The 25,423-nt window shown below is 71.6% G+C and carries 25 protein-coding genes and 1 rRNA gene; 17 read left to right on the top strand and 9 right to left on the bottom strand.

From position 1 onward, the window contains the following. The first annotated feature begins 549 nt into the window (after window positions 1-549). The 6 genes from ACLJTM_RS34410 (at window position 550) to pstB (ending at window position 8,156) form a co-directional block, all read left to right on the top strand. Complete coding sequence (locus tag ACLJTM_RS34410; RefSeq protein WP_411107759.1) at window positions 550-2,829, top strand: RNA degradosome polyphosphate kinase; 2,280 nt, start codon at window positions 550-552, stop codon at window positions 2,827-2,829. Then, on the top strand, window positions 2,810-3,769 hold the full coding sequence (locus tag ACLJTM_RS34405; protein WP_411107758.1) for a CHAD domain-containing protein: 960 nt from the start codon (window positions 2,810-2,812) through the stop codon (window positions 3,767-3,769). The genes ACLJTM_RS34410 and ACLJTM_RS34405 overlap by 20 nt, the downstream gene beginning before the upstream one ends. Window positions 3,770-4,013: 244 nt before the next feature. Beyond that, window positions 4,014-5,150, top strand: a complete 1,137-nt coding sequence (gene pstS, locus ACLJTM_RS34400; RefSeq protein WP_411107757.1) for a phosphate ABC transporter substrate-binding protein PstS — start codon at window positions 4,014-4,016, stop codon at window positions 5,148-5,150. A gap of 130 nt (window positions 5,151-5,280) precedes the next feature. Continuing rightward, the gene (gene pstC, locus ACLJTM_RS34395) at window positions 5,281-6,270 is read left to right on the top strand and encodes a phosphate ABC transporter permease subunit PstC (protein WP_411107756.1); all 990 of its coding nucleotides are present in this window, start codon (window positions 5,281-5,283) and stop codon (window positions 6,268-6,270) included. Then, a complete protein-coding gene (gene pstA, locus ACLJTM_RS34390; RefSeq protein ID WP_411107755.1) occupies window positions 6,270-7,352 on the top strand; it encodes a phosphate ABC transporter permease PstA in 1,083 nt (360 codons plus the stop codon). Before pstC ends, pstA begins: the two co-directional genes overlap by 1 nt. 27 nt (window positions 7,353-7,379) lie before the next feature. Then, a complete protein-coding gene (gene pstB / locus ACLJTM_RS34385; RefSeq protein WP_411107754.1) occupies window positions 7,380-8,156 on the top strand; it encodes a phosphate ABC transporter ATP-binding protein PstB in 777 nt (258 codons plus the stop codon). Window positions 8,157-8,359: 203 nt separating this feature from the next. Here the strand turns inward: pstB and ACLJTM_RS34380 are convergent, their stop codons facing one another. Then, window positions 8,360-9,361, bottom strand: coding sequence for an anion permease (locus ACLJTM_RS34380; protein ID WP_411107753.1), 1,002 nt, complete (start codon window positions 9,359-9,361; stop codon window positions 8,360-8,362). Window positions 9,362-9,366: 5 nt separating this feature from the next. Further along, the gene (locus ACLJTM_RS34375) at window positions 9,367-9,987 is read right to left on the bottom strand and encodes a DUF47 domain-containing protein (protein ID WP_385221708.1); all 621 of its coding nucleotides are present in this window, start codon (window positions 9,985-9,987) and stop codon (window positions 9,367-9,369) included. Between the two features lie 195 nt (window positions 9,988-10,182). On the opposite strand from ACLJTM_RS34375, the gene ACLJTM_RS34370 reads away from it, so the two are divergent. Beyond that, window positions 10,183-10,572, top strand: a complete 390-nt coding sequence (locus ACLJTM_RS34370) for a metal-sensitive transcriptional regulator (RefSeq protein WP_411107752.1) — start codon at window positions 10,183-10,185, stop codon at window positions 10,570-10,572. A 54-nt stretch (window positions 10,573-10,626) separates the two neighbouring features. Here ACLJTM_RS34370 and ACLJTM_RS34365 read toward each other — a convergent pair whose 3' ends face one another. Further along, entirely contained in the window at window positions 10,627-10,773 is a 147-nt protein-coding gene (locus ACLJTM_RS34365; RefSeq protein WP_167347275.1) for a hypothetical protein, read from the bottom strand. A 146-nt stretch (window positions 10,774-10,919) separates the two neighbouring features. Then, a complete protein-coding gene (locus ACLJTM_RS34360) occupies window positions 10,920-11,771 on the bottom strand; it encodes a hypothetical protein (protein WP_411107751.1) in 852 nt (283 codons plus the stop codon). Between the two features lie 131 nt (window positions 11,772-11,902). On the opposite strand from ACLJTM_RS34360, the gene ACLJTM_RS34355 reads away from it, so the two are divergent. Continuing rightward, on the top strand, window positions 11,903-12,145 hold the full coding sequence (locus ACLJTM_RS34355) for a hypothetical protein (RefSeq protein ID WP_411107750.1): 243 nt from the start codon (window positions 11,903-11,905) through the stop codon (window positions 12,143-12,145). Window positions 12,146-12,248: 103 nt separating this feature from the next. Continuing rightward, on the top strand, window positions 12,249-12,494 hold the full coding sequence (locus ACLJTM_RS34350) for a hypothetical protein (protein ID WP_411107749.1): 246 nt from the start codon (window positions 12,249-12,251) through the stop codon (window positions 12,492-12,494). Between the two features lie 241 nt (window positions 12,495-12,735). Here ACLJTM_RS34350 and ACLJTM_RS34345 read toward each other — a convergent pair whose 3' ends face one another. From ACLJTM_RS34345 to ACLJTM_RS34335, 3 genes are all read right to left on the bottom strand, one after another. Beyond that, window positions 12,736-13,470, bottom strand: coding sequence for a phosphatase PAP2 family protein (locus tag ACLJTM_RS34345; RefSeq protein ID WP_411107748.1), 735 nt, complete (start codon window positions 13,468-13,470; stop codon window positions 12,736-12,738). A gap of 191 nt (window positions 13,471-13,661) precedes the next feature. Next, the gene (locus ACLJTM_RS34340; RefSeq protein WP_411107747.1) at window positions 13,662-14,699 is read right to left on the bottom strand and encodes an NlpC/P60 family protein; all 1,038 of its coding nucleotides are present in this window, start codon (window positions 14,697-14,699) and stop codon (window positions 13,662-13,664) included. 285 nt (window positions 14,700-14,984) lie between these two features. Then, on the bottom strand, window positions 14,985-15,779 hold the full coding sequence (locus ACLJTM_RS34335) for a thioesterase family protein (RefSeq protein ID WP_411107746.1): 795 nt from the start codon (window positions 15,777-15,779) through the stop codon (window positions 14,985-14,987). A gap of 85 nt (window positions 15,780-15,864) precedes the next feature. Here ACLJTM_RS34335 and ACLJTM_RS34330 point away from each other — a divergent pair, with 85 nt between their 5' ends. The 8 genes from ACLJTM_RS34330 to ACLJTM_RS34295 all read left to right on the top strand — a co-directional run bounded on the left by ACLJTM_RS34330 (window position 15,865) and on the right by ACLJTM_RS34295 (window position 24,682). Then, entirely contained in the window at window positions 15,865-16,359 is a 495-nt protein-coding gene (locus ACLJTM_RS34330) for a GNAT family N-acetyltransferase (RefSeq protein WP_411107745.1), read from the top strand. Between the two features lie 9 nt (window positions 16,360-16,368). Continuing rightward, complete coding sequence (locus tag ACLJTM_RS34325) at window positions 16,369-17,202, top strand: pentapeptide repeat-containing protein (protein WP_411107744.1); 834 nt, start codon at window positions 16,369-16,371, stop codon at window positions 17,200-17,202. A gap of 366 nt (window positions 17,203-17,568) precedes the next feature. Next, a complete protein-coding gene (locus ACLJTM_RS34320) occupies window positions 17,569-17,877 on the top strand; it encodes a hypothetical protein (RefSeq protein WP_008742356.1) in 309 nt (102 codons plus the stop codon). Window positions 17,878-17,980: 103 nt separating this feature from the next. Then, entirely contained in the window at window positions 17,981-18,817 is an 837-nt protein-coding gene (locus tag ACLJTM_RS34315) for a hypothetical protein (protein WP_411107743.1), read from the top strand. Then, the gene (locus tag ACLJTM_RS34310) at window positions 18,807-20,138 is read left to right on the top strand and encodes a hypothetical protein (RefSeq protein WP_411107742.1); all 1,332 of its coding nucleotides are present in this window, start codon (window positions 18,807-18,809) and stop codon (window positions 20,136-20,138) included. Before ACLJTM_RS34315 ends, ACLJTM_RS34310 begins: the two co-directional genes overlap by 11 nt. After that, entirely contained in the window at window positions 20,135-21,697 is a 1,563-nt protein-coding gene (locus tag ACLJTM_RS34305; protein WP_411107741.1) for an SCO6880 family protein, read from the top strand. The genes ACLJTM_RS34310 and ACLJTM_RS34305 overlap by 4 nt, the downstream gene beginning before the upstream one ends. Window positions 21,698-21,716: 19 nt before the next feature. Then, entirely contained in the window at window positions 21,717-23,141 is a 1,425-nt protein-coding gene (locus ACLJTM_RS34300) for an ATP-binding protein (protein WP_411107740.1), read from the top strand. Window positions 23,142-23,143: 2 nt separating this feature from the next. Further along, window positions 23,144-24,682, top strand: coding sequence for a type VI secretion protein (locus ACLJTM_RS34295; RefSeq protein WP_411107739.1), 1,539 nt, complete (start codon window positions 23,144-23,146; stop codon window positions 24,680-24,682). On the opposite strand, the gene ACLJTM_RS34290 is transcribed toward ACLJTM_RS34295, so the two are convergent. After that, window positions 24,679-25,236: a GNAT family N-acetyltransferase gene (locus tag ACLJTM_RS34290; RefSeq protein WP_411107738.1), complete on the bottom strand. Its 558-nt coding sequence runs from the start codon at window positions 25,234-25,236 to the stop codon at window positions 24,679-24,681. The two genes, ACLJTM_RS34295 and ACLJTM_RS34290, sit on opposite strands and share 4 nt — an antisense overlap. Before the next feature lie 94 nt (window positions 25,237-25,330). After that, window positions 25,331-25,423: ribosomal RNA gene (gene rrf / locus ACLJTM_RS34285) — 5S ribosomal RNA — on the bottom strand; the annotation flags it as partial.

The raw sequence follows: 25,423 nt of genomic DNA, 5'->3' as shown, positions 1-25,423 counted from the left end.
CGCGCAACCCCGGACCAACCCCTCGCAGCCAGAGCTCAGTGCGCGAGCCGAGGAGGACCCTCCGGAGGGGCACCGCCCCCCCACCCCCGACCCGGCCCCCCAAGCCCCGCCGGCGCTTGAGGCGAAAAGCCCCGGCGCAGCCAGGCCCGAACAGGCAGGCCCCCGGCCCACAAACCCAGCCCCGCCGGCGCTTGAGGCGATAGCCCGGGCGCAGCCCAGGCCCAGCCGCCAGGACGCCGCCCCGCAAACCCAGCCCCGCCGGCGCTTGAGGCGAAGAGCCCCGACGCGGCCGGGCCCGGCCGCCAGGCCTCGGCTCCGGCCAGGCAGCCCCGCCGGAGGCGAAGGGCCCGTACGGGCAAGGCCCGGCCCGCAACCCAGCCCCGCCGGAGGCGAAGGGCTTCGCCTCAAGCCTGACCCGGGATGCCACACGCCATTCACCACCCATTAAGACGCGCTTGCGACTCTCCCCCCATGCAGCCGCCCCGCCTCCGACTGACGGCCGACGCCTCCGACGCGCCTGTCCTTCCGCGCGCGCGGAACAATGGAGTCATGAGCCACAAGCCCAGCGCAGGCCCCACCGAGGTCCCCGCCCAGCAGCCGTCTCACACCTCCGCCGCCGCCTCCCCCGGCGGCCCGTCCGGTCTCGCGGTCACCGGAGCGCACGCCCGCATAGGCTCCATCTCCGCGCACCGCCCCCACGTCGACCTCGAGCCTGATCTTGACGCCGATCTGGACGCCTACGACGACAAGGACGGCGACGAGCTGCCCCCGGGCCGCTTCCTCGACCGGGAGCGCAGCTGGCTGGCCTTCAACGAGCGGGTGCTGGAGCTCGCCGAGGACCCGACGACCCCGCTCCTGGAGCGGGCGAACTTCCTGGCGATCTTCGCGAGCAACCTCGACGAGTTCTTCATGGTCCGCGTGGCCGGCCTCAAACGGCGTATCGCGACCGGTGTCGCCACCCGTTCGGCCTCCGGCCTCCAGCCCCGTGAGGTGCTGGACCTGATCTGGACGCGTTCGCGCGAGCTCATGGCCCGCCACGCCGCCTGCTTCCAGCAGGACATCTCCCCGGCGCTGGCCGAGGAGGGCGTCCACCTGATCCGCTGGCCCGACCTCACCGAGAAGGAGCAGGCCCGGCTCTTCACGCTGTTCCGGAACCAGATCTTCCCGGTGCTGACCCCGCTGGCCGTGGACCCCGCGCACCCCTTCCCGTACATCTCCGGCCTGTCCCTGAACCTGGCCGTCGTCGTACGCAACCCGGTCAGCGGCCACCGCCACTTCGCCCGGGTCAAGGTCCCGCCGCTGCTCTCCCGCTTCCTGGAGGCCTCCCCGCAGCGCTACGTCCCGCTGGAGGACGTCATCGCGGCGCACCTGGAGGAGCTGTTCCCCGGCATGGAGGTGCTCGCGCACCACATGTTCCGCGTGACCCGCAACGAGGACCTCGAAGTCGAGGAGGACGACGCCGAGAACCTCCTCCAGGCCCTGGAGAAGGAGCTCATGCGGCGCCGCTTCGGGCCGCCGGTGCGCCTGGAGGTCGAGGAGTCCATCGACCCGGGCGTCCTGGACCTCCTCGTGCAGGAGCTGAAGGTCAACGCCTCCGAGGTGTACCCGCTGCCCGGCCTGCTGGACCTGACGGCCCTCTTCGGCATCGCCGCGCTGGACCGGCCGGAGCTGAAGTTCCCCAAGTTCGTCGCCGGCACCCACCGGGACCTGGCCGAGGTCGAGTCCGCCTCCGCGCCCGACATCTTCGCCGCGCTGCGCGAGCGGGACGTCCTGCTGCACCACCCGTACGACTCCTTCTCCACCTCGGTGCAGGCCTTCCTGGAGCAGGCCGCGGGCGACCCGGACGTCCTGGCCATCAAGCAGACCCTCTACCGGACCTCCGGCGACTCCCCGATCGTGGACGCCCTGATCGACGCCGCCGACTCCGGCAAGCAGGTCCTCGTCCTGGTGGAGATCAAGGCCCGCTTCGACGAGCAGGCCAACATCAAGTGGGCGCGCAAGCTGGAGGAGTCCGGCTGCCACGTCGTGTACGGGCTCGTCGGCCTGAAGACCCACTGCAAGCTGTCGCTCGTCGTGCGCCAGGAGGGCGACCAGCTGCGCCGCTACTCGCATGTCGGCACCGGCAACTACCACCCCAAGACCGCCCGGCTGTACGAGGACCTCGGTCTGCTCACCGCGGACCCGCAGGTCGGCGCGGACCTCTCCGACCTGTTCAACCGGCTTTCCGGCTACTCCCGCCGCGAGACCTACCGCCGGCTGATGGTCGCCCCGCGCTCGCTGCGCGACGGGCTGATAGCGCGCATCGACAAGGAGGCCGACCACCACCGGGCCGGCCGCCCCGCGTACGTGCGCATGAAGATGAACTCGATCGTCGACGAGGCCCTGATCGACTCGCTGTACCGGGCCGCCCAGGCGGGCGTGCCCGTCGACATCTGGGTCCGCGGGATCTGCGCGGTACGGCCCGGGGTGCCCGGGCTCTCGGAGAACATCCGGGTCCGCTCGGTCCTCGGCCGGTTCCTGGAGCACTCGCGCGTCTTCGCCTTCGGAAACGGCGGCGAGCCCGAAGTGTGGATCGGCAGCGCCGACATGATGCACCGCAACCTCGACCGTCGCATCGAGGCCCTGGTCAGGGTCGCCGACCCGGCCCACCGGCTGGCCCTGGACCGGATGCTGCAGACCGGCATGTCCGACGCCACCTCCTCCTGGCACCTGGGCCCGGACGGGGAGTGGACCCGGCACAGCACCGACGCAGAGGGACAGCCGCTGCGGCACGTACAGGAGACGCTCATAGACGCCCGGAGGCGCCGGCGTGGCTCAGCCAAACCATGACCTGAAGGCCCGCGCGGGTGACGTGCTCGGTGCGTACCTGCGCAGCCAGGCCACCGCTTTCCTGCGCGCGCTGCGTCTGCACGGCGAGAGCGCGGCGGGCGGGGCGGACGCCGCGGACGGCGGTGATGCGGGGCGCAGCCTGCGGGGGGCTGCGCGCCGCATCAGCGGATCCCTGGCCACGTTCCGGGCGGTGACCGAGTCGGCCTGGGCCGACGGGCTGCGCACCGAGTTGGTGTGGCTGTCCTCGACCCTGGCCGACGAGCACGCCCACGCGGCCCGGCTGACCCGTCTCATGGAGGCGCTGCACCGGCTGTCGGGGTCCCCGGACGTCCCGGCGCCGCGCGGTACCGCGGGGGCCCTGACGGTGGGCTCGGCGCGGGCGGGCGCCCTGCTGGAGCGCCAGCTGACCCTGGCCCGCACCCGCGCCCATTCGGCGACGCTCCAGGCCCTCGGTTCCGCCCGCTTCCACGCGGTCGCGGACGCGGTGGCGGTGCTGGCCTCGGAGGTCCCGCTGGACGTGGTCGCGGCCCGCGGACAGGTCTCGGAGGTGCTGGTTCCGCTCGCCGGGGTGGCCGAAACCCGATTGTCGGCGGCGGTCTCGGCGCTGCCACCGGTGGACGGCGGCGCCCACCCGTACAACTGCGACCACGACGGCCTGTGGCACGAGGTACGCCGCCTGCTGCGCATCCACCGCTACGCCCGGGAGGCGCTCGGCGAGGACGTGGCCCGGCTGGCGGCGGCGGGCCGGGCCCTGGACCTCCACCGGGACGCCGCCGAGGCCGCGGCGGCGTCGGCGACGGCGGCCCGCACCCCGCGGATCGCCCCGGCCACGGCGTACGCCCTCGGGGTGCTGCACGCCGACCAGCGGCACGAGGCGGAGGCGGCCCGGTCCGCCTTCCGGGGGCTCTGGCTGCCGCAGGCCGCAGCCGTTCCGGGGTAACGGAAGGGTAACGGCCGACGGCGTCCGCATGGCCTGGCCACGGGTCGCACCGGGCCGTCCGCCACGGTTCACCGTCCGTTCACTCGGGCCCGTCGGCGCCTTCACTTGATCTGACTAGTTTCGGCTGTGCACGGTGAGAGCGGCCCGCAGTTCGGGCGGCTCGGCCACGCAGACGACGCAGTCCTCTTCGCACGCCGCCCCGACACAGAAAGCGGCCGGCGGCTTCTGGAAGGAACACCCGAAAGTGAAGCTTCAGCGCAAGAACATGCTTCGTGCCTCCGCCCTCGGGGCGCTTGTCGTGTCCGGCGCCCTGGTCCTCACGGCGTGCGGCTCGGACGACAACACCAAGGACAACGGCTCCGCCTCCAGCAAGCCGGCGGCCGCCGCGGGCGACATCACGTGTGGCGACGCCAAGGGCAAGCTCCTGGCCTCGGGCTCCTCCGCCCAGAAGAACGCGGTGGACCTGTGGGTCAAGAACTACATGGCCGCCTGCTCGGGCGTCGAGGTGAACTACAAGTCCTCCTCCTCCGGCGAGGGCATCGTCGCCTTCAACCAGGGCACGGTCGGTTTCGCCGGCTCCGACTCGGCGCTGAAGCCGGAGCAGGTCGAGGAGTCCAAGAAGATCTGCACCGGCGGCCAGGGCATCGACCTCCCGATGGTCGGCGGCCCGATCGCCCTCGGCTTCAACGTCGCCGGCGTGGACAAGCTGAACCTGGACGCCGCCACGGTCGCCAACATCTTCAACGACAAGATCAAGAAGTGGGACGACGAGGCGATCAAGAAGCTGAACCCCGGCGTCACGCTCCCCGGCACCGCGATCCAGCACTTCCACCGCTCCGAGGACTCGGGCACCACCGAGAACCTGGGCAAGTACCTCAAGGCCACCGCCGGTGACGCCTGGCCGCACGAGGCCGCGAAGAAGTGGCCCGCCCCGGGCGGCCTCGGCGCCTCCGGCTCCGCGGGCGTCGCCACCCAGGTCAAGCAGGTCGACGGCTCCATCGGCTACTTCGAGCTGTCCTACGCCACCTCGCAGAACATCAAGACGGTCGACCTGAACACGGGCGCAGCCGCCCCGGTCAAGGCCACCGGCGAGAACGCCTCCAAGGCCATCGCCGCCGCCAAGATCGCCGGCACCGGCAGCGACCTGGCCCTGAAGCTCGACTACACCACCAAGGCCGAGGGCGCGTACCCGATCGTCCTGGTGACCTACGAGGTCGTCTGCGACAAGGGCAACAAGGCCGAGACCCTGCCGACCGTGAAATCCTTCCTGAACTACACCGCGTCCGACGCGGGCCAGAAGATCCTCCTCGAGAACGGCTACGCGCCGATCCCGGCCGAGATCAACGCCAAGGTCCGCGACATCATCGCCTCGCTGGCCTAGTCCGAGCCCAGGGGCCCGGTCCGCTCCCCCGTCCGGGGCGCGGACCGGCCCCGGGACCCTTCCCCTCCACCCGGGGAAATCCGGTGCACCGCCGCCCGGGGGCCCGCCCCCCACCCAGACCGGAAAGACCATGGCTTCCACCACACCCACCCAGATGGACCAGGCTCCGCCTGTCTCCAGGAGCACGAGGTCCACCGGCCGCGCCGGTGACAAGATCTTCGCCGGGCTCTCCCAGGGCTCCGGCATCCTCCTCCTGGTGATCATGGCGTCGATCGCCGTCTTCCTCACCTACCGCGCCTCGATCGCCCTGTCGAAGAACGAGGGGAACTTCCTCACCACCTTCGACTGGAACGCATCGGCCAACCCGCCCGTCTTCGGCATCGCCGTCCTGCTCTTCGGCACCGTCGTCAGCTCCGTCATCGCCATGGCCATCGCGGTCCCGATCGCCGTCGGCATCGCCCTATTCATCTCGCACTACGCGCCGCGCAAGCTGGCCGCACCGCTGGCCTACGTGGTCGACCTGCTGGCCGCCGTGCCGTCGATCATCTACGGCATCTGGGGCGCCCTCTTCCTGGTGCCGCAGCTCGCGGGCCTGAACCTGTGGCTCGACCAGTACCTGGGCTGGACCTACGTCTTCGACAAGTCCCAGGCCGGCGTGGCCCGCTCGCTCTTCACCGTCGGCATCCTGCTCGCGATCATGATCCTGCCGATCGTGACCAGCGTCAGCCGCGAGGTCTTCCTCCAGGTCCCGCGCATGAACGAGGAGGCCGCCCTGGCCCTCGGCGCGACCCGCTGGGAGGTCATCCGGATGTCCGTGCTGCCCTTCGGCCGCTCCGGGGTCATCTCCGCCTCCATGCTGGGCCTCGGCCGCGCCCTCGGCGAGACCATGGCCGTCGCGACCGTCCTGTCGCCGAGCTTCCTCATCTCCCTGCGCATCCTCGACCCGGGCGGCGGCACCTTCGCGCAGAACATCGCCGCGAAGTTCGACGAGGCCAACGAGTTCGGCCGCGACGCACTGATCGCCTCCGGCCTGGTCCTCTTCCTGCTCACCCTGCTGGTCAACGGTGCGGCCCGCCTGATCATCGCGCGCCGCAAGGACTTCTCGGGGGCGAACGCCTGATGAGCCACGCACTCCAGGACCAGCGCCCCGCGCGGGCCGCCACGTCCGCCGCACCCGCGGGCCTCACCCGGGGCGGCCTGCCCCGCTGGGCCCCCGCCGCCATCGGCGTCCTCTCCGTCGCCCTCGGCGCCGGCGCCGGTCTCGTCTTCGGCCTCCAGAGCAAGGTCCAGTGGGGCCTGCTCGCAGCCCTGCTGTTCGTCCTCGTGACGTACACCGCCAGCGCGGTCGTCGAGAACCGCCGCCAGGCCAAGGACCGCGTCGCCACCTCCGTCGTGTGGGTCTGCTTCATCCTCGCGGTGATCCCGCTGCTCTCGCTGATGTGGACCACGGTCAGCCGCGGCCTCACGGTCCTCGACGGGGACTTCCTCGGCCACTCCATGAACGGCGTGACCAGCTTCGAGCAGGGCGGCGGCGTCTACCACGCCCTGATCGGCACCCTGGAGCAGGTGGGCCTGGCGACCCTGATCGCCGCTCCGGTCGGCCTGCTGACCGCCGTCTACCTGGTCGAGTACGGCCGGGGCTCCCTCGCCAAGGCCGTCACCTTCTTCGTCGACGTGATGACCGGCATCCCCTCGATCGTCGCGGGCCTGTTCATCCTGACGACGTGGAACCTGATGCTCGGCTTCGGCCCCTCCGGATTCGCCGGCGCCATGGCCCTGTCGATCCTGATGATGCCCGTCGTGGTCCGCTCCACCGAGGAGATGCTCAAGCTCGTCCCGAACGAGCTGCGCGAGGCCGCCCTCGCCCTCGGTGTGCCCAAGTGGCGCGTCATCCTGAAGGTCGTACTCCCCACGGCCATCGGCGGCATCTCCACCGGTGTCATGCTGGCGGTGGCCCGCATCGCCGGCGAGACCGCCCCGATCATGCTGCTGGTCTTCGGTTCGCAGCTGATCAACAACAACCCCTTCGAAGGTGCCCAGTCCTCGCTCCCCCTCTACATCTGGGAGCAGTACAAGGTCGGCAGTGACGCCTCCTACGACCGGGCCTGGGCCGCAGCCCTCGTCCTGATCGCCTTCGTCATGATCCTCAATCTGGTGGCTCGCGGCGTAGCCCGCTGGAAGGCCCCGAAGACCGGTCGCTGACGCGACTTGAAAGCGATGTGACCCCTCATGGCCAAGCGAATCGACGTCAGCGGCCTCTCCGCCTTCTACGGCGCCCACAAAGCGATCGACGACATCTCGATGACGGTCGAGCCCCGCTCCGTGACGGCCTTCATCGGCCCGTCCGGCTGCGGCAAGTCCACCTTCCTGCGCACCCTGAACCGCATGCACGAGGTCACCCCCGGCGGCCGCGTCGAGGGCAAGGTCCTGCTGGACGACGAGAACCTGTACGGAGCCGGCGTGGACCCCGTCGCGGTCCGCCGCACGGTCGGCATGGTCTTCCAGCGCCCCAACCCCTTCCCCACCATGTCGATCTTCGACAACGTGGCGGCGGGCCTGCGGCTCAACGGCAGCTTCAAGAAGGCCGAGCTCGCCGACGTCGTCGAGAAGTCCCTGAAGGGCGCCAACCTCTGGAACGAGGTCAAGGACCGGCTGAACAAGCCCGGCTCCGGCCTCTCCGGCGGTCAGCAGCAGCGCCTGTGCATCGCCCGCGCCATCGCGGTCGAGCCGCAGGTCCTGCTGATGGACGAGCCCTGCTCGGCGCTCGACCCGATCTCCACCCTCGCGATCGAGGACCTGATCGGCGAGCTCAAGGAGCGCTTCACGATCGTCATCGTGACGCACAACATGCAGCAGGCCGCCCGCGTGTCGGACCGCACCGCCTTCTTCAACCTCTCGGCGGTCGGCCAGCCCGGCAAGCTCGTCGAGATCGACGACACGGACCGGATCTTCTCCAACCCGTCCGTGCAGGCGACCGAGGACTACATCTCCGGCCGCTTCGGCTAGACCCTGTTCTACACTGCGACGCCCTGGGCCTGCCAGACCTCACGCGGCCCCGCCGCGTGACCCGGACGTCCTGCGGTGCTGCATGGCGGTGCCACCGCAAGGCGGAAGAAAGAAGCGGGCCGGCTCCCCCTGGGTGGGGGGAGCCGGCCCGCTTTCGTCACCGTTGCGCGCCGTGCGCGGGCGCCGTCCCGCGGCGCGTACGGCTACGGGACGAAGGCCAGGTCCACGACCCAGAAGCTCAGCGCGGCCACCAGGGCGGCCGCCGGCATGGTGATGAACCAGCCCAGGATGATGTTCTTGGCGACGCCCCAGCGGACCGCGTTCACCCGCTTGGTCGCCCCGACACCCATGATCGCCGAGGTGATCACGTGGGTGGTGGAGATGGGCGCGTGGAAGAGGAAGGCCGAGCCGAACATGATCGACGCGCCGGTGGTCTCCGCCGCGAAGCCCTGCGGCGGGTCCAGCTCGATGATCTTGCGGCCGAGGGTGCGCATGATGCGCCAGCCGCCCGCGTACGTACCCAGCGACAGCATCACGGCGCAGGCGATCTTGACCCACACCGGGATCGCGTCGCCCGCGGCCTGCACGTCGGCGATGACCAGGGCCATCATCACGATGCCCATGGTCTTCTGGGCGTCCTGCAGGCCGTGGCCGAGGGCCATGCCCGCCGCGGACACCGTCTGCGCGATACGGAATCCACGCTTGGCCTTGTGCGGGTTGGCGCGGCGGAACATCCACAAGATGGCCACCATCACCAGGTAGCCGACCACCAGGCCGACCACCGGCGAGATGAACATCGGGATGACGACCTTCTCGACCACACCGGTCCAGATGACCTCGGTGCCGCCCGCGAGGGCCGCACCGACCATGCCGCCGAACAGGGCGTGCGAGGACGAGGAGGGAAGGCCGAAGTACCAGGTGATCAGGTTCCAGACGATCGCGCCGACCAGCGCCGCGAAGAGGATCCACATGCCCCGGTTCCCGTGGGGCGTCTCGATGAGGCCCTCACTGACCGTCTTGGCGACCCCGCTGCCCAGGAAGGCGCCGGCGAGGTTCATGACGGCGGCCATCGCGAGCGCGGCCCGCGGGGTCAGCGCCCGGGTGGAGACCGAGGTGGCGATGGCGTTCGCGGAGTCGTGGAAACCGTTGGTGTACGTGAAACCGAGCGCGACACCGATGGTCACGATCAGAGCGAAGGTGTCCACGTGGTTCAGGACTCCTTGACCGCGATGGTCTCCACCGTGTTCGCAACGTGCTCGAACGCGTCGGCGGCCTCTTCGAGCACGTCGACGATCTGCTTGAGCTTCAGCACCTCCATGGCGTCGTACTTGCCGTTGAAGAGCTGGGCGAGCAGCTTGCGGTGGATCTGGTCGGCCTGGTTCTCCAGGCGGTTGACCTCGATCCAGTACTCGGTCAGGTTGTCCATCGTCCGCAGGTGCGGCATGGCCTCGGCCGTCAGCTCGGCCGCCCGCGCCAGGACCTCGATCTGCTGCTCGACGCCCTTGGGGAGCTCCTCCACGTTGTAGAGGACGACCAGGTCGACCGCCTCCTCCATGAAGTCCATGATGTCGTCGAGCGACGAGGCCAGGTTGTAGATGTCCTCGCGGTCGAAGGGCGTGATGAAGGAGGAGTTCAGCTGGTGGAAGATCGCGTGGGTGGCGTCGTCCCCCGCGTGCTCCGCCGCCCGCATCCGTTCCGCGATCTCGGCCCGGGCGGAGGAATCCGCTCCGAGCAGTTCCATCAGGAGCTTGGAGCCCGTGACGATGTTGTCCGCGGATGCGGCGAACATGTCATAGAAGCTCGTCTCCCTGGGGGTCAGACGAAATCGCACGTGAGGTCCTCGGGGTGCATTGGGTTCGGTCAGGCTGATGCTAGGCGCATCCCCCTGCCACGGCTAACCGGCAGTTCCCCAGTGTCCTCCATCGGGCACAGTGAGGACCACGGACCCCTGCCCCTGCCGGCAGAGCCCGGTATTCTATACCCATGAGGGGTATGCACCCCCTCGTTCCGGACCACGGGAGGACGCATGACGGCCATCGAGACGGAAGGCTCCGGAGCCGGCCCCGGCCCCGCCCCCGCCGCGGACGCGCACACCGGCACCGCCCCGGACGCCGACCCGGGCGCACAGGGCGCGGTGCACGGCTACCACCACAGCAAGGACGAGCACCTCAAGCGGCTGCGCCGTATCGAAGGCCAGATCAGGGGCCTGCAGCGGCTCGTCGACGAGGACGTGTACTGCATCGACATACTCACCCAGGTCTCGGCCAGCACGAAGGCGCTGCAGTCCTTCGCCCTCCAACTGCTGGAGGAGCACCTGCGCCACTGCGTGGCCGACGCGGCCGTCAAGGGCGGCACCGAGATCGACGCGAAGGTGGAGGAGGCCACCAAGGCCATCGCCCGCCTGCTGCGCACCTGACCCGCCCCGGGTCGGACGCCCGCCCGCCGCCTGGCCCGCCGCCCCGCCCGCCGGCTACGGCCCCAGCAGGACCTCGTCGATCCGGTCGAGGCTGAGCCGCTCCTCGTCGGCCGCCGAGGCCGCGATGATCAATTCGCCGCACAGCTCGATCTCGGCGAGAGCCACGTGGTCCTGCACCGTCATGCCGCCTGCGGGAGTCACGCGTGTCACCTCAATCTGCCGCCATCGCCCGTCGGCGCTCGGCTTCCCAGCGTAGGGAGGGGGCAGTGCGGCGCGCATGACACGGATGGACCATTTCCGGATACCCGGCATGGCCCGATCGCGCTGCCGCGGGGCCGCCGGGTCGGCTATTCGGCGATCCTCCCGGCGTAGATGTCCCCGTTTGCGGGCAATACGACGCGCACCGGCGTGCCGAACCCGTACAGCAGCGTGGTGGACGAGACATCGATCACGCCATTGTTGACGTAACTGAAGCGGTGCCGGACCTTCCGCAGGCGCCCCTCCTCGTCCAGGTAGACGTCGAAGGGCACGGTGTCCTTGCTGAACCCTTTCGCCGCCGCCTCCAGCGCCCCCTTCACCTCCGGTGAGGCACTCTGCGCGGCCCGCCCGATGTCGGTGGTCCCCCGGTAGTGCCGCACCGCGACACCCGCCACCTCGGTCTTCCCCACGTACACCGCCTGCTCGACGCCGCGCAGCAGCTCGGCCGCGGTCATCGGGTCGGTGGCCCCGCCGGTGACCAGGTTCCCGTCGGCGAGGGTGGTGGTGTCGACCCGCACCCACTTGTCGTCGGGGACGCCGGCGCCGCGGTTCTTCATGTACAGGGCGCCGGGCGCCAGCAGCTCGGTGATCGGCCGGTGCCCGGGCTTGCCCGTCACGTCGGCGGGCAGCATCACCAGGAGCTGGCCCATCCGGTGGGTGAAATCGACGCCGCCCTCGCCGTGGATCGTGACCCGGGTGCCGCCCGTGGCCATCTCCATCGCCGTCCGGGCCTGCGCGCTCCCGGTCCGCGCGAGCACGTCGGCGGCCCCGCGCACGGCCGCCACCGCCTTCGCCGCGTCCGCGGGGGGCGGGTCCGCGCCGCCGCGGCCGTCGCCGGCGTCGGCGCGGCCGCAGCCGCCCAGCGCCGCGAGCGCGAGGCCGAAGGCGAGCACCGCCCCACCCGGATGTCCGCGCCGCCGCCTGTGCTGGTGCACCACCATCGCCTGCCAACCCCCAACGCGTGACCGCTGTTTGCCCGAGGCCCCCACCCGCTCCGCTTAACGAGGTCCGGGGTTTCCCGTCACGGGCCGCCGTGTCCCGGCGGCCGCGCCGCGCCGGGTACCGTGGACGGGTGGAACCGCACACCGAAGCGACGTGGAACCCTCCGCTCACCACCGTGCCGCTCCCGGGGAAGTCGCCCGAGCAGGGCGGCGGGAGTCCCCCGCAGCCGCCCGGGGGCCCGCACACCACCTCCACCACCGAACGCGGGGCCTTCTGCCTCGCGCTCTGCAGCTGCGGCTGGTCCGGCCCGGCCCGCCGCTCCCGCGACCTGGCCCGCAAGGACGCCGCCCGGCACACCGACCGCGGGCAGTAGCCGCCCGGCGCGGGCGGCGGCGCGTACGGGCCCGGCGCCCGGCGTGTCGCCCGTTCGGACGGCCCGGCTGGCCGGGCCGCCCGGGAGCGGATGCCCTGGACTCATGCCAGGACCCGCAGCCCGCCTCACGGCCCTCCTCTGGGCCCTGCTCATCGCGCTGGGCCCGGCCGCACCGGCCTGGGCCCGACCCGTGGGCTCGGCGGACGGCCCCGGCGACGTGGCCCTGGCCATCGGGCTGACCACCGCCGCGGCGGTGGCCACCGGCCTGTGGCTGCGCTCCCGCCACCGCCGCGACGACCCCGGGGGCCCGGGCCCCGGCGGGCCCGGCAACGAACCCGGTGAGCAGTGACACCCCGCCCGCGCACGCGCCCCCGCCCACACGCCCGTCCGCGCACCCGCCCGGCGGCGGTGCGCCTGTGCTTCGGCGCGGCGGGGCTCTGCCTGGTGGTGGCGGTCCTGCTGGCGGTCTGGGGCTCGTACGCGAGTGCCTGAACCCCCGGCAGACCCCGTACGCCCGGGCACTCGGGCGGCCGGGTGCCTCAAGGGCGTACTGCTGCCTCAGGCCGGCGCGGCAGGGGCGTACGGGTGCCTCAGGCGGCCAGGTCGCTCTCGTGGGGCAGCTGGTCGGCAGCCGGGGCCTGGGCCTGGGGCAGGTCGACCGGCCGGGGCAGCACGCCCCCGCGGGCCCGCACCAGGAACGCGGCGCGCGGTGCGCGCGCCACCGCCCGCACCACAGGGGCCAGCAGGGCCATCGCCAGCGGCGCGAGCAGCAGCACCACGGCGGTGCCGAGCGCGAACCCGCCGATGACGTCCGTCGGGTAGTGCACGCCGCTGTAGACGCGGCAGAAGCCCTCGGCGAGGGCGAGCCCGATGCCGATGAGCCCGAGCCTGCGGTTCGCCACGAACAGGCCGACGGCCAGGGCCATGGCGAGGGTGGCGTGGCCGCTGACGAAGGAGAAGTCCGTGCCGCCCGTCAGGGCCCCGCCCTGCAGGCCGGGATCGAGCACCTCCAGCCCCGCGTACTGCCGGAACGGCCGCGGCCGCGCCACGAACGCACGCAGCGGCACATTGACCATGAGGGCCAGCGAGGCGGCGAGCGGGGCCCACACCAGGGCGGCGAAGGACTCGGCGGCGGTGGCCTCGTCCTGGCGGCGCGCGCCGCGCCAGCACCACAGGACCAGGACCACCAGGGCGAGCAGAATTCCGTACCCGCCGGCCAGGCCGACGGCCCGGTCGATCCAGTCCGGGGCGTACCGCGCGATCCCGTTGACCTCGTACAGCAGGCTGACATCCACGTTCGGCCCACCCGTCGTGAGTCCAGCCATGGTGATGCGGCCCCTTGCTCTTGCCGTGGTCCCCTTCGGGCGCACCGCTGCGCGCGCCCCTTCGCCCCCCACTGTGATCAACCTCTGTGCCCATGGAACGCAGGTTCCGACAACTACGTTCCACTCTCCACCGAATGATCACCCCAACGTTATCGAAGAGTGACTCATCGTCGCAGCTCAGGGCCTTTGGTTTACGGTGAGTTACCGGCGGCCGGGCCCGCGGCCGCTCGTTCCGGCAGGGCGGCCGCGCCGTCCTTCGTCACGCGCGTCGCCCCGAAGTAGTCCGGGGTGTCGATCTTGTCGAAGCGGATCACGGCCCCGGTGTACGGGGCATTGATCATGTATCCGCCGCCCACGTAGAGCCCGACGTGCCGGATGTCCCGGGAATTCGTCAGATCGTCGGAGAAGAACACCAGGTCGCCGGGGAGGAGTTCGCCCCGCGAGGGGTGCGGGCCGGCGTTGTACTGGTCGTTCGCCACCCGCGGCAGCTCGATGCCCACCGTCTCGTACGCCGCCTTGGTCAGCCCCGAGCAGTCGAAGCGCCCGTTCTGCTCGGGGGTCCCGTTCCCGCCCCACAGGTACGGAGTCCCGAGCTGCTTCTGCGCGAAGTAGATCGCGCCCGCGGCCTGTTGGGAGGGGGCGACCCGGCCCACCGGCCGCGCGAAGCTCTTCGCCAGCGTGGTGATCGTCTTCACGTACCCCTGGGTCTCCTTGTACGGGGGCACCCCGCCGTACCGGATGACCGCGTACGCACCCGCGTTGTAGGCCGCGAGCATGTTCGCCGTCGCGTCCCCCGGAACGCTCGCCACGTCCTTGGCCAGCTCGCAGTCGTACGAGGCCGCCGACGGGATGGCGTCGGCGGGGTCCCAGATGTCCCGGTCGCCGTCCCCGTCCCCGTCGATGCCGTGGCCCGCCCAGGTCCCCGGGATGAACTGCGCGATGCCCCGCGCGTCCGCCGGACTGACCGCGCTCGGGTTCCAGCCGCTCTCCGAGTACAGCTGGGCGGCGAGCAGCGCCGGGGTGATCGCCGGGCACAGGTTGCCCCACTTCTCCACCAGGGACTGGTACTTCGCGGGTACGGCACCCTTCACCAGCCCCACCGCACGGCCGCCGCCCGCGCCCCCGCCCACCAGGCCCGCCGCCGCCGAGTACGTCCCCACGACGAGGAGAAGGAGGAAGCTCAGGAACACCCCGAACCCGATCCCGCCGAACTTCCAGAATCTGCGCACCCGTCAACCCTCCCCCATGGCCACCGGTTTCCGCCGCGCATTGCCCGTGTCGCCTGTCCTACTAGCCCACTTGCTGCGCGGCGAACCCGCCGCACCGGCAATGCTTTTGTCCTTCTTAGGATCATCTTCAACGCGGCGGAAGACCGCCGTCCAGCCCCCCGGCCCGCCCACCAGGGGCACGCCCGCCCACCCCCTGCGCCCCCGCACCGCCGCGGCCCCCGGGGCGGAGCGCCCGGCCGGCCCCGCACCGCCATCTCCCGCCCCATGGAACCGGGTTGGCCGTGCCTAGCGCGGGGCGACGAACAGGCTCTGCGCGCTGCGCCCGACCGGGCCCTTCTCGTCGTGCAGCCGGGCGTCCGCCAGCCCGATGCCGGCCGCGTCCACGCTCGTCCGCGCTTCCACACAGACCCACTCCCCGACCGGGTGGCGGTGCAGGTGCACCGTGAGGTCCCCGTTGACGAAGACGTACCGGCCGACGTCGAGCACCGAGCTGATGCCGTTCCCGGAATCGGCGGCCGTCAGCACCCGGTCCAGCGGCCGGATCCCCTCCCCCGAGACCAGCGGCACCCGCATCCGCAGCCAGCACGTGCCCGGCCCCGGCTCCGTGAACGCCCCCTCCGTGAACCGGGCCTCCATCGCCGTGTGGTAGCCGGTCTCCCACGCCACCGGAAAGAACGGCGTGCCCACGGCCTCCCCGGGCGGCGGCACCTGCGGCCCCGGCGCCACGGCCGGCACCCCCTGCGCGGCCACCCGGATGCGCAGCGCCCGCGCGAGCATCACCGGAGCCTGCGCACCCGCCGGGGTCAGCGCGGCCTCGACGACCTCGGTGCCGCAACCCGACCGCAGCACGCTCGTGGCGACCTCCAGCACCCCGATCGGCACCGGCCGCAGGATCTCGTACGTGATCCGGGCGATCCGCAGGTCCGTCCGCCCGCCGGGCCGCTCCTCGACAGCCCGCCCGAGCAGCGCCGCCGGCGGCCCGGCATGCTGCGCGCCCGCATCCCAGGGGCCGCGCGTGAAGGCCGTGGCCCGGAACCGTCCGGCGTCGATCCGCTCGTAGAACCCCTCGGCAGCACCCATGCCCGCACGCTACCCACAGGTAACCCGCTCCACCAGCCCGCCACCGCCAACCCCCGCCCCCACCGCCGTACTTGATACTCGTCCCATGACGGACCAGCCCGCACTGACGCTGCGCCCCTTCCACCCGTCCGAGGACACCCCCCTGCTGCGCACCTGGGTCACCAGCCGCACCGCACTCTTGACCTGGGCCGGCCCCTCCTTCTCCTGGCCGCTGGACGACGCCGAGCTGACCGCGTACGCCGCCGAGCCCGGCCGCCGCACCTGGACCGCCGTCTCCCCCGGCGCCGGGCCCGTCGGACACTGCTCCTTCCTCGGCACCCGCCTCGGCCGGGTCCTGATCGCCCCGGCCGCCCGCGGCCGCGGCCTCGGCCGACACCTGGTGTCCCTCGCCGTGGAACGCGGCTTCGGCGAGCTCGCCCTCCCGGAGATCAGCCTCGGCGTCTGGGCCCACAACACCGCCGCCCTGCGGATCTACGAGAAGCTGGGCTTCCAAACGGTGCAGGTCGTCGAGGACGTGGAAGAGGTCGACGGCACGCCCTGGTCCGCCGTCCAGATGACGCTCCGCTCCCTGCACGGGTGACAATGGAACGTGTCCCCGCTCCCCGCCCTCCCGCCCCCCGTCCCCCTGCCCGTCCTGCAGGCGGACTGCGGCAACTGCTTCGGCCTCTGCTGCGTCGCCCTCCCCTTCGCGAAGTCCCGGGACTTCGCCGCGGACAAACCCGCCGGAACGCCCTGCACCAACCTCCGGGACGACTTCCGCTGCGGCATCCACACCCGGCTGCGCGACCAGGGGTTCCAGGGCTGCACGGTCTTCGACTGCTTCGGCGCCGGCCAGCAGGTCTCCCAGACCACCTTCGGCGGCCGCGACTGGCGCGCCCACAGCGGGACGGCCCGGCAGATGTTCGAGGTCTTCCCCGTGATGCGCCAGCTGCACGAGCTGCTCTTCCACACGGCGCAGGCCCTGGCCCTCCCGGACGCCGCCCCGGTCCACGCGGACCTGCGCCGCGCCCTGGCCGAGACCGAGGAGTGGACCCGCGCCGAGGCGCAGGCCCTCACAGGACTGGACGTGGGCGCACTCCGCGGACGGATCAACCCCCTCCTCCTCAGGGCGAGCGAACTCGCCCGCGCGAAGGTGCCCGGCCGCAAGAAGAACCACCGCGGCGCGGACCTCATGGGCGCCCGCCTCGGCGGAGCGGACCTGCGCGGCGCGAACCTCCGCGGCGCCTACCTGATCGCCGCCGACCTCAACCGCGCCGACCTGCGCACGGCCGACCTGATCGGAGCGGACCTCCGCGACGCCGACCTCGGCGGCGCCGACCTGCGCGACGCGCTCTTCCTCAGCCAGGCCCAGCTGAACGCAGCCCGGGGCACCCCCGCCACCCGCCTCCCCGCCCCCTTCACCCACCCCGCCCACTGGACCTGACCGCGCCCCCACCACCCGGCCCGGACGAATGACTGACGGAATGTCGGACATATGTACGCGGGACGGCCCAACGACACGCGCACCCGCTGCGCCGAACAGCCGCCCGGCGTACCACCCCCCGTACGCCGGGACGACAATCATTGCCCGGGGTCACCCCCCGTGATACACAGAGTGACCATACGTTTCTCGCGCCCGCACACCGCCCCGCCCCAGGTCAGGACGCGGAGACGGGGCCACGAGCCGGGAGATCGGGTAAAGAGAGCCGTCAAGTCGACGACGGCTGCGGTTTCATCAGCGAAGATAGTGAGTGACCCCTGCCGTTGGGCACGGGCTACCCGAACTACCCATATTGGGGCGGTGAGTTACATGATCCTGGCAGCCGAAAAGGGCGACATTACCACCATCATCGGCGGAATCGCCCCGAACTGGGGGCCGTTCGGCAGTCTCGGCAACGAAGCGAAGGTCATGATCGAAGTGGTCATGGCCGTGGCCATCCTCCTGTGCCTCGGCATCGCCATCTGGGGCGCGGCCAAACAGCGCATCGGAGCGACAGCCCTGCGCGACACCTTCAGCGCGGAACAGGGCAAGGGCCTGATCGTGGCCGGCCTGACCGGCGTCTTCATCATCGGCTCCCTCGGCACGCTCTTCACGATCGTCTACGGGATGGCCGTCTAGCCCTGTCCGGGCCGCCGCGGCCGCACCTGATGAGGACTCACCACACCGCACCTACGCGGGAACCAGCGCTACCGTCGGACGACGCGGAGGGGGCGGACACGCAATGAGCAGCGACGATCAGTACGGCGGCGGCAGCGGCAGCCACGGCGAGGTCGGCGGCACGGGCCAGACCCGCACCCGCCTCCCGGACTCCCCCACCGACCCGTACGGCCCCACCCGCCGCACCCCCCGCGCCTCCAAGAGCCTGGTCACGGTCGTCGGCGTGGTGGTCCTCCTGATCGCCGCCATCGCGTTCGCGAACCAAAGCCCGGACACCCCGCAGAACGAGTCCTCCGACAAACCACCGGCATCCTCCGCCACCTCCCCCACCGGAACCACCCCGGTCACGGACAAGACGGCGGGCATCCCGAAGGGCTTCGCCCACGACGAACAGGGCGCCCAGTCGGCAGCCGCCAACTACGCGGTCGCCCTCGGCTCCGACGGCATGTTCAAGAAGGACACCCGCCACGTCCTGGTCGACGGCATCTACGCACCCGACGTGGCCGCCCGTATGAAGGGTCCGCAGGACGCCGTGTACTCGGCGGAGTTCCTGTCCAAGCTCGGCCTCGACCCGAACGGCAACCCTCCGCAAGGCAGCACCTTCGTCACCCGCACCGTCCCGATCGGGACCAGAGTCGAGAGCTACACCCCCGCCGGTGCGAAAGTCGCCGTCTGGTACACGGGCCTGATCGGCATGTCCGGCGCCAAGTCGACCGACCCGGTCCGGACCCTCTGGAGGACCTGGACCTTCGAGCTGGGCTGGGTCGGCGACGACTGGAAGGTCCTGGACGACACCCAGCAGGACGGACCCGCTCCGGTCCCCGGCGATGTCCCCGTGTCGACGTCCGACGACATGAGCAAGGCCATCACGGACTTCGGAGGATTCACCTATGCCCGCTAGCCTCCGGCTCCCGGCCCGGCTGGGCGTCATCACCTCCGTCCACTTGGCCGTCGTGGCACTCGCCACCCGCGCCAACGCCGCTCCGACGCCAACGCCCACCCCCGGCGGAACCCCGAGCCCCCAGACGAGCAACGACCCCTGCGCCCTGCTCGACGGGCCCTCCAAGCAGTACTGCGAGAACGACGCAGGCACGACCGGCGGGGGCCCCAGGACAGGTCTGGCACCCAGTGACGGCGCCGACGCCCTCAACCCCCTCGCCTCCCTCGCCAAAGGCTGCGCCGACGCCGCCGCCTGGATCGTCGGCAAGCTCAGCGAAGCGGTCAAAGGCACGGCCGAAGTCGACTTCACCAACCCCACCTTCCTCAAGCAGTACGCCGTCGTCTTCGCCGCCTCCACCATCCTGACCCTCGTCCTGTGGCTCTTCGCCGTAGCCAAACGAGCCGTCCGCGGCGTCCCCTTCACCACCGCCATGTCCGAAGCCATCGGCTTCCTCTGGCTCACCGTCCTCGCCTCCGCCTTCACCCCCCTGATCCTCTACACCGTCGTCTCCGCCACCGACGGCGTCACCGAGGTCATCGCCGCCGCCACCGGCGGCCAGACCGACGTCTTCTTCGGCTCCTTCTCCGAGGCCCTCAAAAAGGGCGACGACATCGGCGGCGGCCCGATCATGCTGATCGTCGTCGCCCTCGTCACCGTCCTCGCCGCCGGCATCCTCTACCTGGAGCTGTTCATCCGGGCCGCGCTCCTCTACGTCGGCGCCCTCCTCGGCGTCGTCGTCTACGCCGGCCTCGTCGACCGCAACCTCTGGGGCCACGTCCGCCGCTGGGCCGGCATCATGATCGCCGTCATCCTCGTGAAGCCGGTCATCGTCATCGTCCTCGGCCTCGCCGGCGCCCTCGCCGGCGAAGAAGGACCGAACGCCTTCTCCGCCGTCGTCACCGGCCTCGCCATCATCCTCCTGGCGATCTTCGCCTCCGCGATGATCTACCGCTTCGTCCCCGGCTTCGGCGACGACATCGCCTCCGCCCGCTCCCACCGCAGCAAGGCCACCGACGGCGCCCAGGCAGCCGCCGTCATCAGCTCCCCGGCCTCCCTCGTCTCGCAGGGCATCAAGACCCACAGCAGCCGCGGCGCCCACCGCGGAGGCGAAGGCGGCGGCGGCTCCCACGCCCCCCGCCCCGCCAACCCCCTCTCCGGAGGCGTGGCCGCCCACAGCAGCCGCCCCTCCGGCGGCGGGGCCGGCGGCGGATCTGTCCCCTCCGCCGCACCCCCGCCCCGCACGAGCTCGAGCACGAGGAACACAGGAGGTGACGGGCGTTGACGACCCAGTCCCACCAGCTGCACCCGGTCGCACCCCGCCGCACGTATCTCATCGGCCGCGCCCGGCCGAACGCGATCGTCGGCAAGAACCGCGAGACCGGCGAGATCGCCCTGATCATCGCGGGGGCGTTCCTCGGCATGATGAGCGGACTGCTCGTCCCCGCCCTCACCCTGCGCATCGTCAGCCTCGTCGGCTTCCCGATGATCGCCCTCGCCGCCGTGTACGTCCCCTACAAGGGCCGCACCTTCTACCGCTGGTTCGAGATCAGGCGCAGCTACAAGCGCATCCTGCGCCGCGGCACCGCCTACCGCTCCACCGCCATGGAAGCAGGCGTCCGCGCCAACGACGGCCGCGAAGTCGAAGTCGGCCCGCCCCCCGGCATCGGCCGCATCAACTGGCTCGCCGCCCCCTTCGGCCCCGACGAGATCGCCGTACTCCTGCACGCCGACCGCCGCACCGTCACCGCCGCCATCGAGATCGAGGGCCCCGGCGTCGGCCTGCGCGACAGCGAGGACCAGGAAGCCCTCGTCGACCGCTTCGGCACCCTCCTCAAGCACGTGGCCAACGGCGACGGCTTCGTCACCCGCCTCCAGATGCTCGCCCGCACCCTGCCCGCCGACCCCGACGCCCACGCCAAGGACGTCGCCCAACGCGGCGACACCCGGGCCCCCGGCTGGCTGCGCGACTCCTACGACCAGCTCCAGTCCATGGTGTCGACCTCCTCCGAACAGCACCGCGCCTACCTCGTCGCCTGCATGCACTACACCCGCGACCTCGCCGCCGAGGCCCACACCATCGCCCGTGCCGGCACCCCCCACAAGGGCCGCAAACCCGACCGCGACGCCGGCCTCGCCATCGTCATGGCCCGCGAGCTCACCGACATCTGCGCCCGCCTCGCCGAAGCCGACATCCGCGTCCGCCAGCCCCTGGGCCAGGGCCGCCTCTCCTCCCTCGTGCACTCCATGTACGACCCGGACCACCCCATCGACCACATCCAGGCCATGACCAAACGCAACGCCTGGCCGGCCGAACTCGACGCGGTGGAACCCACCTACCTCCAGGCCAAGACCCGCGAGTCCTCCACCCGCGCCCCCTGGTGCCACGCCACCGCCTGGGTGAAGGAGTGGCCGATGACCCCCGTCGGCGTCAACTTCCTCGCCCCACTCCTCGTCCACACCCCCGACGTCATCCGCACCGTCGCCGTCACCATGGACCTGGAGCCCACCGAGATCGCCATCGAGCGCATGCTCACCGAGAAGACCAACGACGAAGCCGACGCCAGCCGCGCCGCCAAGATGAACCGCACCGTCGACCCCCGCGACATCGCCGCCCACGGCCGACTCGACCAGAGGGGTGAAGATCTCGCCAGTGGTGCGGCAGGAGTCAACCTCGTCGGGTACATCACGGTGTCCTCGCGTTCACCCGAAGCCCTCGCCCGCGACAAGCGGACCATCCGGGCCTCGGCCGGCAAGTCCTACCTGAAGCTGGAATGGTGCGACCGCGAGCACCACCGCGCCTTCGTCAACACCTTGCCGTTCGCCACCGGCATCCGACGCTAGCTGGAGGGAAGTGCCGCCCATGCGAGATCCCATGTCCGCCCTGACGGACGCCTTCACCAGCTTCCTCTTCGGCAAGGTCGAAACCACCCGCCTGCCCGTCCGCACCTCCACCGGCCAGGCCCAGGCCGTCTACCTGCCCACCGCCGCCCCCGGCCTCGGCGACTCCGGCGTCATCATCGGCCGCGAGGTCTACAGCGGCAAGGGCTACATCTACGACCCCTTCCAGCTGTACGGCCAGCAGCTCCCGGCCCCGCACTGGCTGGTCCTCGGCGAATCCGGCAACGGCAAGTCCGCCCTGGAGAAGACGTACGTCCTGCGCCAGCTCCGCTTCAAGGACCGCCAGGTCGTCGTCCTCGACGCCCAGGGCGAAGACGGCGTCGGCGAGTGGAACCTCATCGCCCAGCAGCTGGGAATAACCCCCATCCGCCTGGACCCCATCGCCGCCAAGGACGACGGGATCCGCCTCAACCCCCTCGACCCGGCGATCACCACCACCGGCCAGCTCGCGCTGCTGCGCACCATCATCGAAGTCGCCATGGGACACGGCCTCGACGAACGCGCCGGCTTCGCCCTGAAGGTCGCACACGCCTACGTCGTCGACTCCATCCGGGACCGCCAGCCCGTCCTCACCGACATCGTGGAACAGCTGCGCCACCCCGAAGCCGAATCGGCGCTCGCCATGAACGTCGACATAGACGATGTCCGGGCCTGGGGCCTCGACGTGGCCCTGGTCCTCGACCGCCTCGTCGACGGCGACCTCCGCGGCATGTTCGACGGCCCCACCACCGTCGGCATCGACCTCGACGCCCCGCTGATCGTCTTCGACCTCTCCCACATCGACCGCAACTCCATCGCCATGCCCATCCTCATGGCGATCGTCGGCGTCTGGCTGGAACACACCTGGATCCGCCCCGACCGCAAGAAGCGCATCTTCCTGGTCGAAGAGGCCTGGCACATCATCAACAGCCCCTTCGTGGCCCAGCTGTTCCAGCGCCTCCTGAAGTTCGGCCGCCGCCTCGGCCTGTCCTTCGTCGCCGTCGTCCACCACCTCTCCGACGTCGTCGACGGCGCCGCCGCACGCGAGGCCGCCGCCATCCTCAAGATGGCCTCCACCAGAACCATCTACGCCCAGAAAGCCGACGAGGCCCGCGCCACCGGCCTCGTCCTCGGCCTGCCCCGCTGGGCCGTGGAAATCATCCCCACCCTCACCCCCGGCATCGCCGTCTGGGACGTCAACGGCAACGTCCAAGTGGTCAAGCACCTGATCACCGAAGCCGAACGCCCCCTCGTCTTCACCGACCGCGCCATGACCGAGTCCTCCACCCCCGCCACCCGACTCCCCGACGACCTGCTGGCCGCCGAACTCGAGGCGGAGGAACGCGCCTTGACCATCGAACGCAGCCGCGCCGGAAACGGCCCCGGCTCCGCCACCACGGTGGCCTGACCATGCACGACGCACGACGTACGGACCCCCCCGCCCGCGGCGGGGTCCCGGACGGCCTGCTCGTCGGCCTCCTCGCCTTCCTGCTCGGCCTCGCCCTGCTGGTGTGGTCCGCGACGGGCCTCGCCGCCTGGTTCGCCAAGGGCGCCTGGCCCGACACCGTCACCTTCACCCGCACCCCGGACGCCGTCCGCGCCCTGATAGCGCAACCCCACGATCTCCCCGGCGCCTGGCCCGAGACCGACCCCGCCGCCCTCTCCGGCTGGGGTCTGTTCTGGGGCCTGTTCCTCAGCCAACTGCTGATCATGTTCGTGGTCATCGTCTTCGCCATCGGCGTCTTCGCCCGCACCAAGTCCCGCCGTGCCCTGGCCCGGCAGACCGCCCTGGCCGCCGCAGCCACCCCCGCACCGCAGCCGGCCGCAGCAACGCCCACCCCCCAGCCCGCTCCCCAACCCGCGCCCCAGCCCGCCCCCGCACCCCCGGCGCACGTCCCGGCCCCGGCCCCCGAACCCTCGGCCGCCCAGCACCCGGACACCACACCCCGGGCACCCGCCCCGGCCCCCGGCCCCACCCCCGTCACGGCCTTCCTGGCACCCGCGTCCACCCCGCTGACGGCCCCGACGCCCCGCATGGCGTACGGCGGCCCCCAGGACCGCTTCCAGGCAGCCGCAGAACGCATCCGCGAGGCGGACGGCGCGGCGCTGGTCATCACCTCGTCCCCCACCCTGTGGGCCGAGACCAAGGACGCCCGCGCCAAACTCGGCCCGGTCCTCCTCTACGACCCCTCCCACCTGTGCGACACCCCGGCCCGCCTGCACTGGAACCCCGCCGCGGGCTGCGCCGACCGGGACACCGCCGCCTCCCGCGCCCGCGCCCTGCTGGCCCCCGTACGCCCCCAGGCCCGCATGGACGCCGCCGTCGCCGACACAGCGGAAACGCTCCTGCGCAGCTGGCTGCAGGCCGTCGCCCTGGAGGACCGCCCCTTCAAACAGCTGCACCGCTGGACCCAGGGCAACGGCGCCCAGGACCCCGTGCGCATCCTGCGCACCCACCCGCAGGCCGCCCCGGGCGCGGCGGGAGAGCTGGAGAGCGCACTGACGGCGCACCCCGAACGCCGTGAACTCGCCCAGAACCTGACGGCCCGGGCCCTGTCCTGCCTCACGTCGATCCACATCCGCGAGGCCTGCAACCCCAACCGGACGGATTCCCTGACGCTGGCTTCGTTCCTCGACGAAGGGGGCAGCCTGTACGTGGTGGGTGAACCGCTCGAGGACCCCCGTACCCACCCGGGTGCGATGCCCCTGCTGACCGCACTCGCCTCGCACGTGGTCGAGCACGGCCGTCGCATGGCCGCACGGTCATCCCACAGTCGGCTCGACCCACCACTGTCCCTGATCCTGGACGACGTGGCGGCGGTCGCGCCCGTCCCGCAGCTCCCGGACCTCCTGGCAGACGGGACGCTTCCGCTGCTGGCCCTGTGCCGCAGCCGTGAACAGGCCCGCTCCCGCTGGCCGGACGCAAACCTGCCCCACCCCGTGTCCTAAGCCGGCCGCACCAGCGCGTACTCGAGCTCCCGGGCCGAGGGATCCGTCGGCATCGGCACGACGAACCCCGTGGCCTCGAACCCGAACCGCCGGTAGAAGGCCGCCGCCCGCTCGTTCTTCTCGTGTACGAAGAGCCGTACGCGTTCCAGCGCCGGCCCCTCCAGCGACCAGGCCCACTCCAGCGCCGCCTCGAACAACGCCTCCGTCAGCCCGGTCCCACGGTGCTCGGCCGCCACGAAGACCCCCACCAGGTGCCCCTGGTGCACCTCGATGACCTCGTCGAAGATCCCGACCTCTCCGGCTTCCTCGACCAGGACCACCACGTTCCCGACCCAGGAGCCGTCCGGCGCCTCGGCGATGAACTGCCGTGCGGACCGCCCCTCCGCAGCCCCCAGCGTGCGTTCCTGCCAGAAAGCATCGGGCCGGCCGGCGGCGGCCTGCTCCGTCTCCAGGAAAGCGAGCGGTGCCGCAGGATCGCGCAGTGCGGCGATCCGCAGCGCCTTCACCTTTTCCCACTCGTCGGCTCGTACCGGGCGTATCACGTGCTGGTTCATGGCAGATGATCATAGTGCCTTGCCCGGTCCGGAACGCAGAAAAGCCCCGCACCATGCCCGTGAAGGGCTGGTGCGGGGCTATCCCACAATGATTGTTCGGCGGCGTCCTACTCTCCCACAGGGTCCCCCCTGCAGTACCATCGGCGCTGAAAGGCTTAGCTTCCGGGTTCGGAATGTAACCGGGCGT

It is taken from the genome of Streptomyces sp. cmx-4-9 (genome assembly GCF_046548835.1).
GTDB lineage: Bacteria > Actinomycetota > Actinomycetes > Streptomycetales > Streptomycetaceae > Streptomyces.
The sequence above is the reverse complement of the archived record's forward strand: the minus strand, read 5'-3'. Positions and strand labels throughout refer to the sequence as shown.

Excerpts from the sequence above, each read along its gene's own strand:
- ACLJTM_RS34410 (WP_411107759.1), top strand. The coding sequence starts at position 550 with ATGAGCCACAAGCCCAGCGCAGGCCCCACCGAGGTCCCCGCCCAGCAG.
- pstC (WP_411107756.1), top strand. The coding sequence starts at position 5,281 with ATGGCTTCCACCACACCCACCCAGATGGACCAGGCTCCGCCTGTCTCC.
- pstA (WP_411107755.1), top strand. The coding sequence starts at position 6,270 with ATGAGCCACGCACTCCAGGACCAGCGCCCCGCGCGGGCCGCCACGTCC.
- pstB (WP_411107754.1), top strand. The coding sequence starts at position 7,380 with ATGGCCAAGCGAATCGACGTCAGCGGCCTCTCCGCCTTCTACGGCGCC.
- ACLJTM_RS34370 (WP_411107752.1), top strand. The coding sequence starts at position 10,183 with ATGACGGCCATCGAGACGGAAGGCTCCGGAGCCGGCCCCGGCCCCGCC.
- ACLJTM_RS34360 (WP_411107751.1), bottom strand. The coding sequence starts at position 11,771 with ATGGTGGTGCACCAGCACAGGCGGCGGCGCGGACATCCGGGTGGGGCG.
- ACLJTM_RS34350 (WP_411107749.1), top strand. The coding sequence starts at position 12,249 with ATGCCAGGACCCGCAGCCCGCCTCACGGCCCTCCTCTGGGCCCTGCTC.
- ACLJTM_RS34345 (WP_411107748.1), bottom strand. The coding sequence starts at position 13,470 with ATGGCTGGACTCACGACGGGTGGGCCGAACGTGGATGTCAGCCTGCTG.
- ACLJTM_RS34335 (WP_411107746.1), bottom strand. The coding sequence starts at position 15,779 with ATGGGTGCTGCCGAGGGGTTCTACGAGCGGATCGACGCCGGACGGTTC.
- ACLJTM_RS34330 (WP_411107745.1), top strand. The coding sequence starts at position 15,865 with ATGACGGACCAGCCCGCACTGACGCTGCGCCCCTTCCACCCGTCCGAG.
- ACLJTM_RS34320 (WP_008742356.1), top strand. The coding sequence starts at position 17,569 with ATGATCCTGGCAGCCGAAAAGGGCGACATTACCACCATCATCGGCGGA.
- ACLJTM_RS34315 (WP_411107743.1), top strand. The coding sequence starts at position 17,981 with ATGAGCAGCGACGATCAGTACGGCGGCGGCAGCGGCAGCCACGGCGAG.
- ACLJTM_RS34310 (WP_411107742.1), top strand. The coding sequence starts at position 18,807 with ATGCCCGCTAGCCTCCGGCTCCCGGCCCGGCTGGGCGTCATCACCTCC.
- ACLJTM_RS34300 (WP_411107740.1), top strand. The coding sequence starts at position 21,717 with ATGCGAGATCCCATGTCCGCCCTGACGGACGCCTTCACCAGCTTCCTC.
- ACLJTM_RS34295 (WP_411107739.1), top strand. The coding sequence starts at position 23,144 with ATGCACGACGCACGACGTACGGACCCCCCCGCCCGCGGCGGGGTCCCG.
- ACLJTM_RS34290 (WP_411107738.1), bottom strand. The coding sequence starts at position 25,236 with ATGAACCAGCACGTGATACGCCCGGTACGAGCCGACGAGTGGGAAAAG.